The sequence below is a fragment of the Pseudanabaena cinerea FACHB-1277 genome, from assembly GCF_014696345.1.
GTDB lineage: Bacteria > Cyanobacteriota > Cyanobacteriia > Pseudanabaenales > Pseudanabaenaceae > Pseudanabaena > Pseudanabaena cinerea.
Map to the genome: position 1 here is coordinate 1 of NZ_JACJPY010000087.1, position 17,076 is coordinate 17,076.

The 17,076-nt window shown below is 45.2% G+C and carries 10 protein-coding genes and 2 pseudogenes; 3 read left to right on the forward strand and 9 right to left on the reverse strand.

Annotated features, from left to right (window positions below; genetic code table 11):
* Positions 1-269 (reverse strand): annotated as a pseudogene (locus H6F44_RS18965) (ATP-binding protein); the annotation flags it as partial.
* A gap of 215 nt (positions 270-484) precedes the next feature.
* Between H6F44_RS18965 and H6F44_RS24130 the strand changes: the two are divergent.
* On the forward strand, positions 485-661 hold the full coding sequence (locus H6F44_RS24130) for an ISAzo13-like element transposase-related protein (protein ID WP_190352601.1): 177 nt from the start codon (positions 485-487) through the stop codon (positions 659-661).
* Positions 662-774: 113 nt separating this feature from the next.
* Here H6F44_RS24130 and H6F44_RS18975 read toward each other — a convergent pair whose 3' ends face one another.
* The 4 genes and pseudogenes from H6F44_RS18975 to H6F44_RS18990 form a co-directional block, all read right to left on the reverse strand.
* Positions 775-1,365: a phycobiliprotein lyase gene (locus tag H6F44_RS18975; protein WP_190352594.1), complete on the reverse strand. Its 591-nt coding sequence runs from the start codon at positions 1,363-1,365 to the stop codon at positions 775-777.
* Positions 1,366-1,368: 3 nt separating this feature from the next.
* On the reverse strand, positions 1,369-2,397 hold the full coding sequence (gene pdhA / locus H6F44_RS18980; RefSeq protein WP_190352595.1) for a pyruvate dehydrogenase (acetyl-transferring) E1 component subunit alpha: 1,029 nt from the start codon (positions 2,395-2,397) through the stop codon (positions 1,369-1,371).
* A 290-nt stretch (positions 2,398-2,687) separates the two neighbouring features.
* Positions 2,688-3,511, reverse strand: a pseudogene (locus tag H6F44_RS18985) (Rpn family recombination-promoting nuclease/putative transposase).
* A gap of 219 nt (positions 3,512-3,730) precedes the next feature.
* Complete coding sequence (locus H6F44_RS18990) at positions 3,731-3,973, reverse strand: hypothetical protein (RefSeq protein WP_190352596.1); 243 nt, start codon at positions 3,971-3,973, stop codon at positions 3,731-3,733.
* A gap of 112 nt (positions 3,974-4,085) precedes the next feature.
* On the opposite strand from H6F44_RS18990, the gene H6F44_RS18995 reads away from it, so the two are divergent.
* Entirely contained in the window at positions 4,086-5,003 is a 918-nt protein-coding gene (locus H6F44_RS18995; RefSeq protein WP_190352597.1) for a DMT family transporter, read from the forward strand.
* Between the two features lie 160 nt (positions 5,004-5,163).
* Here H6F44_RS18995 and H6F44_RS19000 read toward each other — a convergent pair whose 3' ends face one another.
* The 4 genes from H6F44_RS19000 to H6F44_RS19015 all read right to left on the reverse strand — a co-directional run bounded on the left by H6F44_RS19000 (position 5,164) and on the right by H6F44_RS19015 (position 16,373).
* Positions 5,164-9,297: a glycerophosphodiester phosphodiesterase family protein gene (locus H6F44_RS19000; protein ID WP_190352598.1), complete on the reverse strand. Its 4,134-nt coding sequence runs from the start codon at positions 9,295-9,297 to the stop codon at positions 5,164-5,166.
* A 217-nt stretch (positions 9,298-9,514) separates the two neighbouring features.
* Positions 9,515-10,447, reverse strand: coding sequence for a calcium-binding protein (locus H6F44_RS23295; RefSeq protein ID WP_242016657.1), 933 nt, complete (start codon positions 10,445-10,447; stop codon positions 9,515-9,517).
* Positions 10,448-10,783: 336 nt separating this feature from the next.
* Positions 10,784-11,683, reverse strand: a complete 900-nt coding sequence (locus tag H6F44_RS19010; RefSeq protein ID WP_190352599.1) for a transposase family protein — start codon at positions 11,681-11,683, stop codon at positions 10,784-10,786.
* A 37-nt stretch (positions 11,684-11,720) separates the two neighbouring features.
* Positions 11,721-16,373 carry a phytase gene (locus H6F44_RS19015; protein WP_190352600.1) on the reverse strand — a complete coding sequence of 1,551 codons (4,653 nt, stop codon included), beginning with the start codon at positions 16,371-16,373 and terminating at the stop codon, positions 11,721-11,723.
* 404 nt (positions 16,374-16,777) lie between these two features.
* Between H6F44_RS19015 and H6F44_RS23630 the strand changes: the two genes are divergently transcribed.
* Positions 16,778-16,903, forward strand: coding sequence for a hypothetical protein (locus H6F44_RS23630; RefSeq protein ID WP_277874138.1), 126 nt, complete (start codon positions 16,778-16,780; stop codon positions 16,901-16,903).
* Positions 16,904-17,076 lie beyond the last annotated feature (173 nt).

A 17,076-nucleotide genomic window follows, 5' to 3' on the forward strand; every position in this document is an offset into this window, starting at 1 on the left:
AGGATGGCTTGTTCCGCGATTTCGGGTTGATCTGGGAAAGCGGAGCCGACTTCAACAGACACCATGAGGGCGGTATATTCACCACTGGCGGTTAGTTCTTGGGCAAGGGTGAGCATGGCGGTGGTTTTGCCGACTTGTCTCGGTGCATGGATCACGAAGTAATTGCGTTGATCGATTAGCGATTTAATTTGAGGCATTCGCTCTGTGGATGAGAGCATATAGTGAATGTCTGGTTGGCAGGGGCCTGCGGTGTTGAAGTATTTTTTCATAGGTCAATATGATTTTTAAATATTGTACGATTTTAGTGATCGCGCAGTTCTTTCATGATTTCATTGGTCTAGTGATGGTTGAATATTATTGATTCAATATATTTTTGAATTAATGGTACTTGAAGTTGACAATTGCCTTTAGAGTTACGTTCTATTATTTCCAATCGACAAGCAGGGAACCCAATTATCAGTGCAGATGCTAAAAAAAAGAGTACATTGGCAATCCGTATCCAGCAGGCAAACTCTACACAACCGAAGCAAGAGAGGTCTTAGACCGTGACTTTATCAATTTAGCTGATGAGGTAATCATCCCTCATGGTATCTACGATTTACAGAGAAATGCAGGTTTTATTAATTTAGGAAATAGTCGTGATACTACTGAATTTGCTTGAGACTTTCCCCATGTTACCAGAGACTGTGAAGCGGCGATTTTTACAAGTATTGAGCTAGTCAAATCCCTCAATGAAAATCACAAACCCCAACGAAGCTAGGGTTTGTGATTTGCCTACCAGCCAAAAATTGAGGCGATCGCGGGGGATTCTGGTGTTTCTGAGGCGATCGCTGCTTGCTCATCAGCATCGCGTTCTTCGGTGCAGAATGTCGCCGTACTAAAACCACCAAAGCGCTTGACTGTACTTGCGCGTACCCGCACGTTTGGCGCAGGAAACCAGAAACGCTCATAGGAACTCATGGAAGGATATTCGGTGATCAGGACTAGGGCATCCTCTTGATCGATTTCATAGTGACCAGCCACTGGCACAACCTCCGCATAGCCCCGTTCCCGCAATAGCTTCCCCTTGCGCCCAGACTCGTCATCAGGCACTAGGGCAAACACGGTCTCACCCGTATGATTTTCCTCATCCTCCTTATCCCAAGCCATCGTGCCTTCCCACTTTACATAGGCTCCGCCGATCGCTGCCTTAGGATCGATTTCATGCATTTGGCAGATCTCGATCACTTTAGGATCATCGGCATTTAAGGGGTTGACATAGATTTCTGAGCCACCCTTTTCGGCGCGGCGAAATGCTAAATGGTGCGTAGTACGCTGCGATCGCCAATTGCCAGCGCTCTTCTGAAAAAACTCTAGGGCATTCATCGTTTATTCGTCCTCTGCAAATTGATAGCGGAACAGATCCTTAGCATCTGGCTCTGGCGAAGATTCGGCAAATCGCACACATTCTTCGATCTCATTCCGAATCTTTTTGTCGATCGCCTTCAACTGGCTTTCTTCTACCAAACCATGCTCAATAATGCGACTAGCAAAGATCTTAATCGGATCGCGTCCAAACCATTTATCCTTGTCTTCCTTGCTGCGTAACTCGTCAGGGTCAGCCAAGGAGTGACCGCGAAAGCGATAGGTCATACATTCCAAAACCGTTGGACCTTCACCAGCACGGGCGCGGCGGATTGCTTCCTGCGCCCGTTCGCGCACCGCCATCACATCCATGCCATCCACTTCATAGCCAGGCATCCCAAAGGCTTCGGCTTTTTTGTGAATCCGCACATCAGAGGTAGCACGATCATGCTTCATGCCGATCGCCCAATCATTATTTTCGATCACAAAAATAATTGGCAACTTCCAGAGCGCCGCCATGTTTAGCGTTTCGTAAAACTGACCATTATTACTTGCGCCATCACCAAAGAAACAGGCAGTAACCTGATCGGCATTCGGATCGCCCATCACTTCGCGGCGATATTTAGACTGAAAGGCTGCTCCTGATGCCACAGGAATCCCTTCAGCAACGAAGGCATAGCCCCCTAAAAAGTTGTGCTTGGCAGAAAAAATATGCATCGAGCCGCCGCGCCCTTTGCTGCATCCTGTTTCCTTACCAAATAGCTCTGCCATGACTTCATTGGCAGTCACACCCGCGCTCAAGGCATGGACGTGATCGCGGTAGGTGCTGCATACATAGTCATCGGGGCGCATTGCCTTGATCACGCCAGTGGCTACAGCCTCTTGACCGTTATACAAATGCACGAATCCAAACATCCGACCGCGATAGTACATCTCCGCGCACTTGTCCTCGAAGGTGCGCCCTAGTACCATGTCTTCATAGACGACTAGAGCTTCTTCGGTAGTGATATTCAGGGCAGAGGTCGCAACTTTGGCAACAGTATCTTGAGGCATCGATTCAATCTTGGGGTTAATCGTTAAATTTTGCTTATGTTAGTTTAGCAGTCAATGACCTTTGCTGTGTAGCTGCTAGATATGAACATCAAACAAAAAATGCTCATATGGGTAAGTAGGTGAAGTTAGCTAAAAAGGTCATCTGAGATCCTTGTATTTGGCAAACGATTTTTTAAGTTAAATCACGTTTCACCTGATTTTCTCCATGAGCGATAAAGTTATAAGCCAACCCATCATCGTAGACGACATTTTTGCCAGCTTCCGAGAAAGTGAGCAACGACTTTGTTAACTCAGATTCTTTGAATAGCTTCGTAGGATAAGCCAGTCGATTCTACAATAATCTCATAGCTACCTTCTGTTCTTTCAATGCCTTAGCAACCTTCTCAATGCCACTCCTTTCTCCTTCCTCAAAAGCAGTGTCAAATACATTCTTTACTTCTAAATACTGCACTAAGCTTTTCTTATACTGTTCGTACTGTTCGCCATTTAAATGGGATATTTCGGCAATCTCAAATCCCTTCTGAAAAATTGGCTCATTTAGTATTGCAGGTATATGATTAAAGCTTTCTAGGTTCTTTAAAAAGTACAGCCATTTATCGAAATGCGTTATTAATTCATCTTCTTGTTTATTGAATAGGGGCATTTGCAAAAATTTAAAGTTTAGTTTGTCGAAGAAAATATCGCCATCTTGATCTTTGAGACATACATCGCGCCTAAATTTAGATGTGGTATTTTCGTCATACTCAAAATCTAAGATTGCGATAAAATAGATCGGTAATAAATAGAAATTCCAGTCACCTTTTTCTGATTGTTCGCGGATGGGGAAGGTGGAATAGAACAAGGTTCTATCTTTGAAATGCTTGATTTTTGCTTTTTGCATTTCCACAATAAATTTATCACCAGTTTTACTTTCGCAGTAGATATCAAATATGGCTTTGCGCTCGGCGATCGTATCGGCGAGATTCTCAGGATTTTTAAAGGTTAATTGTTGAATCTGATGATGGGTTGGTAAAAGTTGATTGAGAAAATCGATGAGCAAATCTTTACTGCCCTCTTCGCCGAACAGTTTCTTAAATCCAAAATCTGTGTAGGGATTAAAGTATTTTGCCACTATCATGATTCCTTTATGATTCCTTTATGATTCCGTGTGATATTTTCTGTATAGCATAAAAAATGAGTTTGGTAGCTCACACTACGCAAAGATAATACCAAATGAAGAAATGGCTATGCCGTTCCTTCATTTAAAAAATCATACTGGGATTGGTTTTCAATTCACAAAAGTATAGTCACACTTTTGAGGATTGGCATAACATGAGCCGATGATTATGTGTAATTAGCTGAACCTGAAGTTGGCAACTGTCAATATCGTGTCATTACCACTACCCAAATCAACACGGTTATTAGTAGCGATCGCGCTAGCGGCGAGTTCAACTGTATCGTTACCCGCACCAGTGAAAATATCTTGGATTCCCACTAGAGCTTTCCCAGCAGTAACTGATGTGCGAGTCCCGTCAGTAGATCGAATTGGATTACGTTTAGTGTTGCCGACTAGGAATTTGCCATTGTTACTTGCCATTGTTACTTGCCATTGTTACTTCCCATTGACTATGACTTCCTGATTTTTGTACTTTATTGTACATTAAAAATTCTTAGATAGAGTAACATTACACCAAAACTAAGAAAAAACGATGAATCAAGAACCAGAAGCACATAAAACAAAAATTTCTGTAGTTGCGGTAGTAATTAGTATCATTGTTGCTACCATGTTTGGCGGTGGCAACATTGCCATGAAATTTGGATTGCAAGGATTTTCGCCCTTATTATTTGCTTCAATAACTTTTACATTAACCAGTATTGCTTTATATACTTACGGTAAAATTGCCAAGATTAACTTGCGCCCTCCTTCTCAGAAAATATGGCAATTACATTTAATATCTGGAGCTTTATTTACACTCTTAATGGCATCAGCTTTGATTGGCTTAAATTCAACTTTAGCTAGTCGCGCCGAGATATTTATTGCTAGTCATCCCTTTTTTGTGGTGATTTTTAATAGCATTGGATTTGATAAATTAGGAATCCCTAAAGAACGACTTTCAACAATGAAAATATTAGGGCTAATTGTATGTTTTGCGGGATTATTAACTGTATTTGGCGATCGCTTAGATGCAGGGGGTGCAATAACATGGGTTGGTGACATTCTACTAATCACTACTTCATTTTTGATCGCCTTATTAATATTACACATCCGTAAAGTCACCACTTATGTGTCACCAATCCAAGCCACATTTTGGCAAATTTCATTGAGCGTCCCTTTATTTTATTTAGGAACTATTATCTTTGAAAATCCAATTAGTATAAATGTATCTCTAATGCCAATAATCGCATTATTTTATAATGGGTTAATAGTATATGGTTTAGCTTATGTTGTTCGCGCCAAATTGTTTCAACTTTATAGTGCTAACACAATTTCTTCTTTCTTATTACTATCGCCAATTATTGGTATTTTCTTAGCTCATATTTTATTAAGCGACCCCCTAACTTTTGGTATCCAGTTAGGCGGACTAATGGTGACTAGTGGGGTTTTGATTGTATATTCCAATAAATAACCCTATTCCCAGAGTTATAGTAATCGAACTCAAAAATAGTTAAAATCTTGCGATCGCAGTAAGCATCGCAGTAAGTAAGGAATTCTGGTTACAAATCAGCATTGCTAATCCTTAGCACAATAAAAAATGGGGGAATAAATCCCCCATTTAAAGGTTAATTTTAAGCAAAAGTAAACTGAGCAGTGTTAGCGAAACTCAAGCTAGATGCTTGGATTCCAGTTAGGGTGGCGATCGCTTGACCACCAACGAGAGTAGAGATCACCGCATTCGCACCAACCTGACTGATTGAAAGTGCATTTGCCGCAATTCCCGAAATGCCGATCTTGTCAGTGCCAATTTGGAAATCGATAATCGTATTTGGCGCAGAAGGAATTGTGCCTGCGGTGATGATGTTGAAGATGTCCGATCCTGCGCCGCCCGATAGTAAATTATTACCACCAGAGCTAACGAAGAACTGATCGTTACCATCACCACCAAGGGCGCGATCGCCAAATCCTAAATAGAAGAAGTCATTACCAGCACCGCCAGACATACGGTTGCCGCCTTTGCCATCTATAGCTTCAAAAATGTCGTTGCCCGATCCACCGAAGACAACATCGTTTTGGTTGACATAGATGATGTCGTTGCCGCTACCAGCATCAACGCGATTGTTGCCTGCAAATGGAGAGTTGACACCAAAGACGGTATCGATCTCATCATTGCCTGCACCAGTAAAGATCGTGTCGTTGATGCCATCGATTTTGATATTGCTGGTGGGATCGTTGGCGATCGCCTTGTCGTTGCCTGTAGTTCCTGCATTGAGACTAGGCGCTTCAGCAACAGCAGCAGCCACACCCAAGCGAGAATCAAGGGCAAGGGGTTTTTCGAGTTCCAATACGACAATCTCATTATTGTCGATCGCAGGGGGACGACCAACGGAGAATGGATAGTTATTGTCATTGGCAACCAAAATCGTTTTGCTGTCCAGTACTAATACATCTTCGATAGTTTGGAACGGCATTGTGTAAGTGGTTTTGCCGTCGCCATTAAGATCGTTGGTATCTTTGATGTTGAGAAGATTGGCAACTTCTTCTTTGGATACAAATCCGTTCGCATCGATTTTGCTGAAGTCTACTTTGAAGATCTTCTTGAAAGCGGCGGTACTACCTTGCCCATTATCACGCTCGATAATCAGGAACTCATTGTTATTGACGGGGGTAAAATCACCGATCGCATTGGCTGGATTGGCGAGTTGATAGCGTCCAACTAGACCTTGATATTTCTCAGTGGCGACATCAAATTTGTAAATCCGCAGAGAGCCAGCAGGATCGCCAACGACTGTACCTTCAAGCAATGGATAGATGGTTTGGCGATCGGGGCTGAAAGCCATGCCTTCAAAACCTCTGGAACCACCGAGATTAGCCGTTACCAAATCGCCGTAAAAAGGATTATTAGGGTCGAAGCCAACGGGACTAACGGTAGTGAAGTTGGAGGTAGAGGCGGTGTAACCAGTACCTTTGAGGTAATCATTGACCAATACCGATCGCCCAGTGCGGGGGAAGTCTGTAAAGAACCCATCTACGCCCAAATCGATGAATTTGCGATATTCAGCCGCAGGATCGCCGTTGTAGGTGCTGGGTAGGAAAAAGCTCTCATTGCGTAGGGTGTAGAGGTGGACGAGCAGCCCTGCCTTGTGAGCATCGGCAATTAGGGTTGTCGGATTACCCAACACGCGATCGCCATCGCTGATAACTCCATCACCATTCAGGTCATCGGGCTGTCCATTGCTATTCGCATCAACGGTCAATTGGGGAATGATGCGTTGTTTGTTGGGACCAATACCCTTGGCATAGGTGGCAATTTCCGCTAGACCTGCGGCAGTGGATAGATCGGTATAAGTACGAGTATCGCCGCTTACTACGAAGTCATAGGGCTGTCCCGAACCACCGAACAACTGCACGAGAGGAATGTTAATTCCTGCGGTGGGCATGATCGTATTTTTCAGCGCTTTGAGGTTGCTGACCTCAAAGGATTGAATGAAAACGCGGGAAGGATCGGTGAAGTTATTCGCCTTAAGGGTATCAACCAAAAGTTGACTGGTATTAATCCCTTGCTGTTGAAAGAAGGTGGGGTGTTTGGTTTCGGGATAGATGCCAATCTTGCGACCAGTTTCTGCTTCCACTTGCTTGACCAGTTGAATCACTTCGGCAAGGGTGGGAACTTTGAGCTTGTCATTATCAAATTCCGTACCGCGTAGCGCAGGAATCCGCTCGATCGCATTGAGAGTTTTGATTTCCGCAAGGGTGAAGTCTTCGGCATACCAACCTGTGCGGTTGACTCCATCGAGATTTTTGGTTTTCTTGCGATCTGCAAATTCAGCGCGTGTGGCGACATCGGTGCTGGTGTCGGTGGTGTTGAGCGTTCCATCGGCATTGAGTACTGCCAACATCGGCTCGTGACGGGCGATTAAAACACCATCCTTGGTGACGACCAGATCTGGCTCAATGAAGTCAGCACCTTGAGCGATCGCTAGTTTGTAAGCCGCGAGGGTATGCTCTGGGCGATCGCCACTTGCGCCGCGATGTCCGATCACAATCGGGGCTTTGCCATCGATGGTGTTGAATTTAGGTGTGGAGAGAACCACAGGATTTTGAGGCGATCGCACTTGAGTATCGGTAATGCGATCGCGAACGATGTCACCAGTACCAGGGAAGTCAGTGAAGTAACCATCTACACCCAAATTAATAAACTGGCGATATTCAGCTTCGGGATTGTTGTTGTAATCAGAAGCAAGAAAGCGGCTTTCGTTGCGGAAGGTATAGGTATGGACAAACAAACCTTTGGCATGGGCATCATTGATCAGGTTACTAGGAGCAAGGGTAACGCGATCGGCATCGTTGATTGTGCCATCGTTATTCAAATCATCAGCCTTACCATCGTTGTTCGCATCGACATTCTTGACCGACACGATCATCCGTTTCCAAGGACCAATCCCCTCAGCATACTCAGCAATTTTGGCTAACTCCGCAGGAGTTTGGAGATCGCCATAGGTGCGAGGATCATTTGCAACAGTAAAGTCATAGGGACGGGCATATTCGTCTTGATAAACCAATGCGCCTGTGTTGTAGTCCACATCGTAAGCATCAAGCAACTGCACTAAGGGAATATTTACCCCCGCCGCAGGCATGATGTTACTGTTGAGATCCTTGAGGTTGCTGACTTCAAAAGATTGAATAAAGATACGTTTGGGATCGGTGAAGTTCTTAGCTTTGAGGGTATCAATAACCTTCTCTTCCAATGACAAACCTAAGCCATCGTGGAAGGTAGGATGCTTGGTTTCGGGATAAATACCGATCTTCTTGCCAGTTTGGGCTTCGACTTCTTTCACGAGGTCGATCACTTCCGCAAAAGTGGGAATTTCCAATACACCGTTGAATACTTGATCGCGATAGCCTTGGGGCATGACAGCGCGAAGGGTTTTGATTTCGGCGAGGGTGAAGTCAGAGGCGAAAAATTCGTTGTTGTAGGTTACGCCATCAATCACGCCAGAGCGCTTACGGCTGGCAAATTCGGGGCGCGAAGCCACATCAGTTGTACCGCCCAAGATTGGTTCATGACGGGCAATTAAAACTCCATCCTTAGTCGATACCAAGTCTGGCTCGATGAAATCTGCACCGCGCAAAATTGCCAAGCGATAAGCTTCAATCGTGTGTTCGGGAAGTTCACCACTTGCGCCGCGATGTCCGATGACGATGGGGGCTTGACCGTTGAGAGTATTGAGCTTAACGGGGTTAGGAGTCACGAAAGGAGCATCGAGTAGAACCCCATTGCGATCAAAGTGCAGTACATAGGTTCCAAATTCATCACCCACCCAAATGTCACCCTTAGCATCAAAGACAAAGGATTCTACATCAAAGTCGGCTCCTGTGAGTTCGCGCTTTGCTGAAGCCTTGTTGACGATATCAAAGGGAACTAATTTATTGGGGTCAGAGAGTTGAATGAAGTTCTGCACGGCTACAGAGCGATCGCCGTTTTCAGTTCCTGCAAAATTAGGATTGACTTGGTACAAACGCAATAGGAAATCTGCGCTATTACCCTTCGCTCCAAAGCCATTGTCTGCCAGAAACCAAAATACGGAACCATCGCCACCAGGGGCAAATTGAACACCGCTAAAGCCTTGGACTGGTTGGCTAGGGAAGGGAGTGGGGCGACCGTTGGTGGGGTTGGTCACAGCCGCGCCAGATTTTGGTCCTTCGGAGAATGTATCGGCGGGCAAAGAAGCGAAGCCTTTGAGAGTAACGATTGGGTCTGCCATTTTTTTAAGTAAAAAGTAAAAGGTAAAAAGTAAAAAGTAAAAAGGGGAAGGGACGTTAAATAGCTCATCTAAGGGAGATAGAAAATCTGCCCTCATCCCCCAGCCCCTTCTCCCATGAAGGGAAAAGGGGGGCAAGAGAGGTTTTAAGACCTTCTCTGTAGCATGAGTTATCGCACTAAAAAATGAGGGAATAAATCCCCCATTTAAAAGGCTCGTTTTAAGCAAAAGTAAACTGAGCAGTGTTAGCGAAACTCAAGCTAGATGCTTGAATTCCAGTTAGAGTTGCGATCGCTTGACCACCAACGACAGTAGCGATCACCGCATTTGCGCCAACCTGACTGAGTGAAAGAGCGCTTGCGCTAATTCCTGAGATGCCGATTTTGTCAGTGCCGATTTGGAAATCGATAATCGTATTTGCAGCAGAAGGAATCGTTCCCGCAGTGATGATGTTGAAGATGTCAGATCCTGCGCCGCCTGAGAGCAAGTTATTACCACCAGAGCTAACGAAGAACTGATCGTTGCCATCGCCACCAAGGGCGCGATCGCCTGCTCCTAAATAGAAGAAGTCATTACCAGCACCGCCAGACATCCGATTGCCGCCTTTCCCTTCTTGAGCAAAGAATTCATCATTGCCCGATCCACCAAAGACAACATCGTTTTGGCTGACATAAATGATGTCGTTGTCGCTGCCTGCATCGATGCGATTGTTGCCAACTGCAAAGGGTGGGCTAAATTGCAGATCGAGTTTGTCATTGCCAGCGCCCGTAAACACAATGTTGCTGCGTCCGTCAAAGGCTTGACCAGTGGCAGCAATCAGATCATCGTTATTTGTCGAGCCAACGTTAGAGAGTTTAGCTTCGGCAATCACTTGATTTGCTTCCACCTCAAACTGGCTGACGATCGCAGGGGTGCGGCTAGTAATCAAGCTAGGATTGGCTTCCAGTTCAGCACGAGTGTAGGGCTTAATGCCGTAGGTAGTGACGGTGAGATTTTGGGTGGTTGGATCGATGTCAAATTCTGTCCAGCCATAGGTTTGAGTTGCCACATAGTCGCCTTGTAGCAGTTTTGCCTTGATTAAACCATTGGCTTGAGCGAGGTTGTTGTTAAGACCTAGCGGATCGTAGCCGAGAGGTGCTAAACCTCCATCCACAATGGATTTAATAAAGTCATCCTTATCGTTGAGAGCGCTATCGGCATCATTTGCAACTGGGAGTGAGTCGTAAAAGGCTTTGCCCTGAGCATTAATGAGACCAGCCGCCAGCGCAAGATCGGCGACCGTTGGTCCAAAGGGCGCATCAAAAGCAACGGAGCCAGTGGTGATTTCAAAGGCATTGGTAGCAATTTGCGCTTGTCCGACACCTAGCTGATAGGTGAGGTTGTTAACTAATGTGCCGTGAATGTCAGCAGCGATGAAGACTACGTTATTAATAGACCTGTTGGGAAATAAAAGGTAAAGCTGGACAGGTTTTCCGTCATTTCTCTAACTTTAAGCAGCATCTAAATATAAGTTCCATAACCCAGTAGCATTCAACATGAGGTGATCATCGAAATCAGGCACACGATTCCTATAAACATCGGTCACTGACCGACAACGCTTGATACCTGCATGTGCATGTTCACATACTACCCGTTGGCGACTGAATTCTCGATTCTCCAGCTTCTGCTCATCAGTTAACTCCTTACCCCTTGGCTTTTTATGGGGTAAATGTACATTCACAAACTCGTTTTGCAATCCCTGAAACCCTAAATCCCCTTCTATAGCTACTTCATCAGGGATATTTTCGATCCACTCTTCTTCATCCAATTGCCTTTTATCATGCACTTTGCCTGGACGGGCTTTGCTCAACAAAATTACCCGTTTCTTGCGAGTGCTTCCTGTCGTGTGCTTGCGGGTATGCCGTTTCTTTTTTCCTGAATAATGCTCTGTCTGCTTTTCTGGGTCTTTGGGGCGTTGTACTGGTCTTTCTGTTCCATCAATTATTACCTCTTTTACTTCAGGAAACTTCTCCAGAAATTCACCTATACTGTTGATCTTTCTCTCTGGCAAAGCCTGTTTTTTCCCCAAGGCTGTTTCTAATACTGGTAGTAATCGATGTACCCACTCATGGGCGCATGACTTATCAAAGTTAAACAATACTCCCATCAGGTCAAAGGTTGGATAGCATTTTAAGTACAACAATATGTACACCATTTTGTCTAATATTGTTCTTAGAGTCGGTTTCCGTCCGCCCCCTAGTTGACGTTTCCTCTCTTTTTCGGGTTTGATTAGACTTTGTTGATATGCCTCCTTAAAGCTTGGTTCTAATGCTTTCAAGGCTTTTAGGTTTAGCCCCGTCGTGGCTCTTACTAATCGATCTTGCTTGAGGATGCGTTCTATGTTTAACATCGTCTATATCGCGTTGCTTATGTTTTTTATCTTATCACTATTTCCCAACAGGTCTAATCTTGTTGTCGTTGATGAACTTGAGGATTTCGGTACGTTCGGCGGCGTAGCCTTCATAGCGATCGCTGGCAGCAAGTACGCCCAAATTCTGCACAGGTTCAGGCAGATTAACAAACTTCCATGTCACACCATCTTTTTCGGCTTGGAGAAGGTCACGCTTGAGATCTTCGACTTGAACACGACCGAGGAATGTGCGGCTAGGATCGAAGGACTTAGCTAGGAATGTACCAACTTGCACTTGATCGTTGAGGTTGGTGACATTGGTTAACCCAGGGTCGCGGAAGGAACGGGCATCAAGAACGATATTCACCGCATCAGAGCCGTAGGTATTGGCGCGATAGAGTTTGCGTTCGTTAGCAGTACGCGCTTCGCCTGTAGCGCCGTAAAATTCATCACGGATGGGGTTGTACTCTTGGAAGGCTTGCAAGCCATTTTCATAGAGGGGCGCATCATTGACTAATCCTGTAGTTGCACCGTACAGAGCTTGACTGGCGGCTGATAGGGTTGAGACATTTTGACCGCCTTGGAAGTCGTTAACCACTTCGTGATCGTCAATGGTTGCCACGATGGAAGTGGAAGCTCGCAAATCTGCCCAGTAATTTTGCCCGAAGCGGCTACCATAGACTTCACTATGCTTGGCGCGGTATTCATCAAGGGTAGTGACTTGCGCTTTTTCTGTGCCATCGGCATTGCGAACGGCGGGAGAAGCGTAATCGGCGTAGATAGTATCGCCTAGTTCCACAAAGAATTTGAGATTGCGTTCATCGGCATTGGCGATCGCTGGATAGGGAGCGATTTCGCCGCGCCAGTCGCCTGTGGCTCCAAAGCGTAAGCCCGATTGCTTGCCGATCGCCGCCGCCGTGCTGAATTTGCCCGTGGCAACATCCCCCGCCGCATCGGTGACGCGATAGAAGTAATCAGTACCTGCGGTTAGTCCAGTGACATCAACCTTAACGGGTTGCAGAGGATTGGTAACGGTGACTGTTTTTGTACCAGCGATCGTGCTGAAATCAGCTTTAGTCGAATACTCAAATTTGACATTGCCAGTAAAATTACTGCGAGTCCAAAGCACTGTAGAAGTTTGGGTCGTATCGCCGCTAGCCACACCGTTGAGCAAAGAATTCGCTTGAGGATTACGGGGATTGTAGCTGGCGGTATCGATTGTTAGAGGCGTTGCAAAAGCATTAGCAATATTTTCAAAGGGAACGAACTTGAAGTTGCTGCTGATATTCTCCAATTCGCCATCATCTTCCACTAATACCGCAGGATTGTTGCTGCCATCTTGGGTAATGAATGCACCAAAGGGGAAGTTTGCGCCCAAAGGCACGTTAATCACATCAGCCCCATCGGATTCCTGCACGCTGTCGATACTGCCATTGTTGCCAATCGCAAAACGACCGATAAAATCGTTATTGCCTTCACGGGAGTAAGTGGCAAAGGAGTTGTCGCCCTGACTCGAAGCAAAGAGATAACCAGCACTATCTTTACCATAATAAATAGTCAATCCTTCAACATCTTCAATCAGATTCTTACCGCCCAAGGACTTTACCTTGTCGATCAAGATACCTGCATTGCTGCTGTTGGGTTCGGCTTCATATTTCCAAATACCGACATTCTCTTGACCGATGTAAAGGAAGCCTGTCTCTTGATCGACAACCATGCCTTCGGTTTGCGGATCGCGACCGTCAATGGTGGGAACGGTGAAATTGCGAACTAGCTGATAGCCGATCGCGCCATTGCCTTTGTCAACGAGTTTGAGTTGAGCAATATCGCCAGTCTCGCGGCGACTGGTGAAAACGTAATAGTCTTGAGTAGCTGGACTACGATAAATTGCGAGTCCGTAGGCGCTAATGGAGTCAGGATCAAATTCACCTGTGAAGGGTGCACCTTGGAAAATCGTGGCGGCGTTGGCATCGGTAATGTTGGTTAAGAAATTACCACCAGTACCATTGGCATCAATCTTAAAGATAGCGAGTTTGTCATTATTGCGATCGCTGGCTACGGCAATATCAACCTTTTGACCACCAAGAGTAAAACCATACTGCAAATCCACATTGTTGTATCGGATGTTGGGATTGCTAGGGTTGATGGTTTGTAAAAGATTGCCTGCGAGATCGTAGATTCGCAAACCGCCGTTTTTGACACTGGTGACGACAAGGCTTTTGGAAGAGTCCGTGGCATTCACATAGATGGCTGGATCATCCGCATCGGCGCGTTGGCTGAAGGGAAGTGCGTCATCATCTAAAAGTGCGGGATGAGTTTCCACAGTTGGCGTAACTGTGGGAATGACATCGGCGCTCAGGGTTAAGATTTGGGTGAACTGAGTGGCGTTGAAATTGTTGTCACTGACCAACACAATTGACTGACGACCATCGGCAAGCTTAGGACCAAAAGCAATACCTTCGATATTGTCAGTACCTGTTGGGTGATTGCCGTCACTATTGGGCAAGTTTAACGAGTCCAAATTCAAGAGCAGGCGTTTTTGGGTGGGTGCGATCGCGTTTAGTTGGTCAGTAGTCAAGCTACTTAAGGAATCAATTGTGCTGATATCAGTAGCACCTTGCAGAGAAATCTCATAAATCTTGATCGTGTTGCCTTGTCCGACTGCAAAAGAGCGTTCTAAAGCAAGTAAAGTTCCACGATTATCAATTGCTAATAAATCTACCAAACCATTATCAGCCGCAGTTCCACCAATAGGAGCCTTAGCGATTGGATCAGTAACGTATAGATATTCCTTTTCAGGTTGACCACTGGCAAGGTTGTACTGAACGATGCGCGATCTACTTCCGACAGAGATGGTAGCGATGCCGCCATCTAAAAACAGAGCATTTTCCGTAGCAGTGTATAGCGTTTTTTGATCGGGAGAAATGGTCAGGCTCTCAAAAGCCAAGTTATTCCGCACCCCTGCCGTCTGAGTGTCTCCAGCATTGACAGTGCCACTGTTATTTGTGTCTGCTACCACAGTGCGGAATTTGGTGGAAATCGGCAGCGATCGCACTTCTTGACCCGTAGTCAACGAAAATTCTTTAATAAAAGGATCGCTCACACGAATTGCGCCAAGATCTGGTCTGACTTCGCCTTCGGAAGAGATAAATACCGTGCCATTCTTAGTTAAAGCAATTCCTTCAGGATCGAGGGAGTTTGTCGCAAAAGGAGTACCGCTTGCATCTTTTAGCTGCACCACATTGGTAAACGTGACAGCATTGGTCACAGGATCGAGGGTGAAGGTATAGAAACGCGCATTAGAAGAGCGATCGTCAGAAATTGCGTAATAGCGATTATTTACAGCATCATAGGTCACACCCGATAATCCGCCAACAGGCACATCTACACCATTAATTTTCGCGGCATTTCCAGTCGGCACAAAGCCCGTGGCAAAGGTAGTATTTCCCAACAAGGTCGCGCCAGTTACAGTTTTCCCTGTTGGGGTTGCGCCTACCTGCACATCCGCATAGACCAAGCGATGGTCAGAGCTAGGAAAGCCTCCTGGTAGAGAAGCATTAAAAGTACCAACTAAAGGGAAATTAGGATCGGAGTTAAGAGGCCAATAAACTGCCGAGTTGGTAATTTGCAAATCCGTTGAAGGCAGCACATAATCCGTTCGCAAGTTCCCTGGCGCACCATCCGCAAAATCCGCCGTATCAAAGGCAGGATTGCCCTTGTGATTGTTATTGGCATTGCCTTGTAAAGCAGCCTGCTGCACACCACCCAAACTCGCAGGAGTGGAATTAGTATTGATGTTGGGATTCAATAGCAATTGACGGATAGCATTATTAAAGCTATCACCATCACGAGGATCGGCATTCTGATCGCCCATGATTACGAAGCTAGAGCCATTGGCTATCCCCCCCTTTTTGCCTTTGTCATCGTAAATATAACCACCTTTATCAGGGGTAATATAATCAGACCAAAAGCGAATTTCATCAGCATTACGCTTGCCATTGCGATCTTCAGTACCATCAAAGGTTGGCGGTGTCGGATGGCTGACTAACAAATGCACGGTTTCGCCATTGATCTTCACTGGCACATCCCAATGACTCTTAGAAGACAGACGCAATACGGCAATTTCTTGGGCAGAATAGAATCCATTCAAATTCTCATTGACCGCAGTTGCAGGATTGTCAACAGTCGGATCGTTAGTGAGCAGACTATTCGGCATATCCTTCCAAAGAAAATTCTGGAAAGTGCGAATGTTAGCGGTGTCAATCTCATATTTGGACAACAGCAACATCCCAAATTGTCCAGGGAAGTTACCAAACCCAAACGAGTCATCGCCATATCCTGATGTGCCAACTGTGGTTACAGTAGCACCATTATTATTAAGGTCGAAGCCTGAAGAAATACCAGTATTGGAAGGGGCGATGTACGCATATTGATAATTAACAGGAGTAGCTCCGTTTTGGCTCACTCCAAGGTAATTTTGCTGAAGTAGTTGAACTGGTTGTAGCGGATTTGCAGCTACATAGTCAAACTCATTGATAAGCAGTACATCAGGATTATTGCGCTGAATAATTTCGGCAACTGCTTTAGCCTGAGCGTTATTGGGGGTGGAAAGGTCGGTAACTAATTGACCTTGAGTATTACGATTTAGGGAAGCATTAAATTGAGAGAAGCGAACAGATGTTGTTGCCATGATGTTGTTTGTAAGAGTTAGATTCAACTTAAAGTCAAACGGAAAAGGCGATCGCCAGCGAACGCATAGGTAAATATCAATACAAAGAACAAGAACTCGTTCAACTAGCCCAACTAATTGGTAATTCTTTCAATTCAAATCTCTTGTCTCAGCTTGATTAGAACCTCCATCGGGATAACACACAAAGTCTCGTTATAGATCTTAGGCAATGCTCACCATTGATAGTACAGGGGGAAGTGACGACTAAAGGTTTAGGTCTGGTTATGGATTAGTTAAATTTTTGATTAGTCCAGCAAGATTTCTGATTGTCACTTGGCTATCCTCAAAAATCTTGCTGGGTTGTGTGAATTTAGTATCGTACAAGGCATCTCAAATTCAGGCAAAGTAAGGTGCGTTACAATTTCATGAACGCACCTTACAAAATCGGCGATCGCACTTCAATTAACGCCGAAATATTTTGTATTGTCCGCTCCAATGATGTGTTATACACTGATCGCTTAATAACTACTCATCTTTGCGATCGCCAATAACTTCTCGGAACTCACCAACGAAGCAATTCATTTTTGAGTGCTTTGTTGTGAACGAAACCCGATCGCTCATGTGGGTAAATAGGTGAAATGGTAAAATAGGAAAAAAGTTTTGACGCAACAACAGACATAAACATGATCAAGTTTCCCCTAACTGAACTGTTAGACGATCAAGC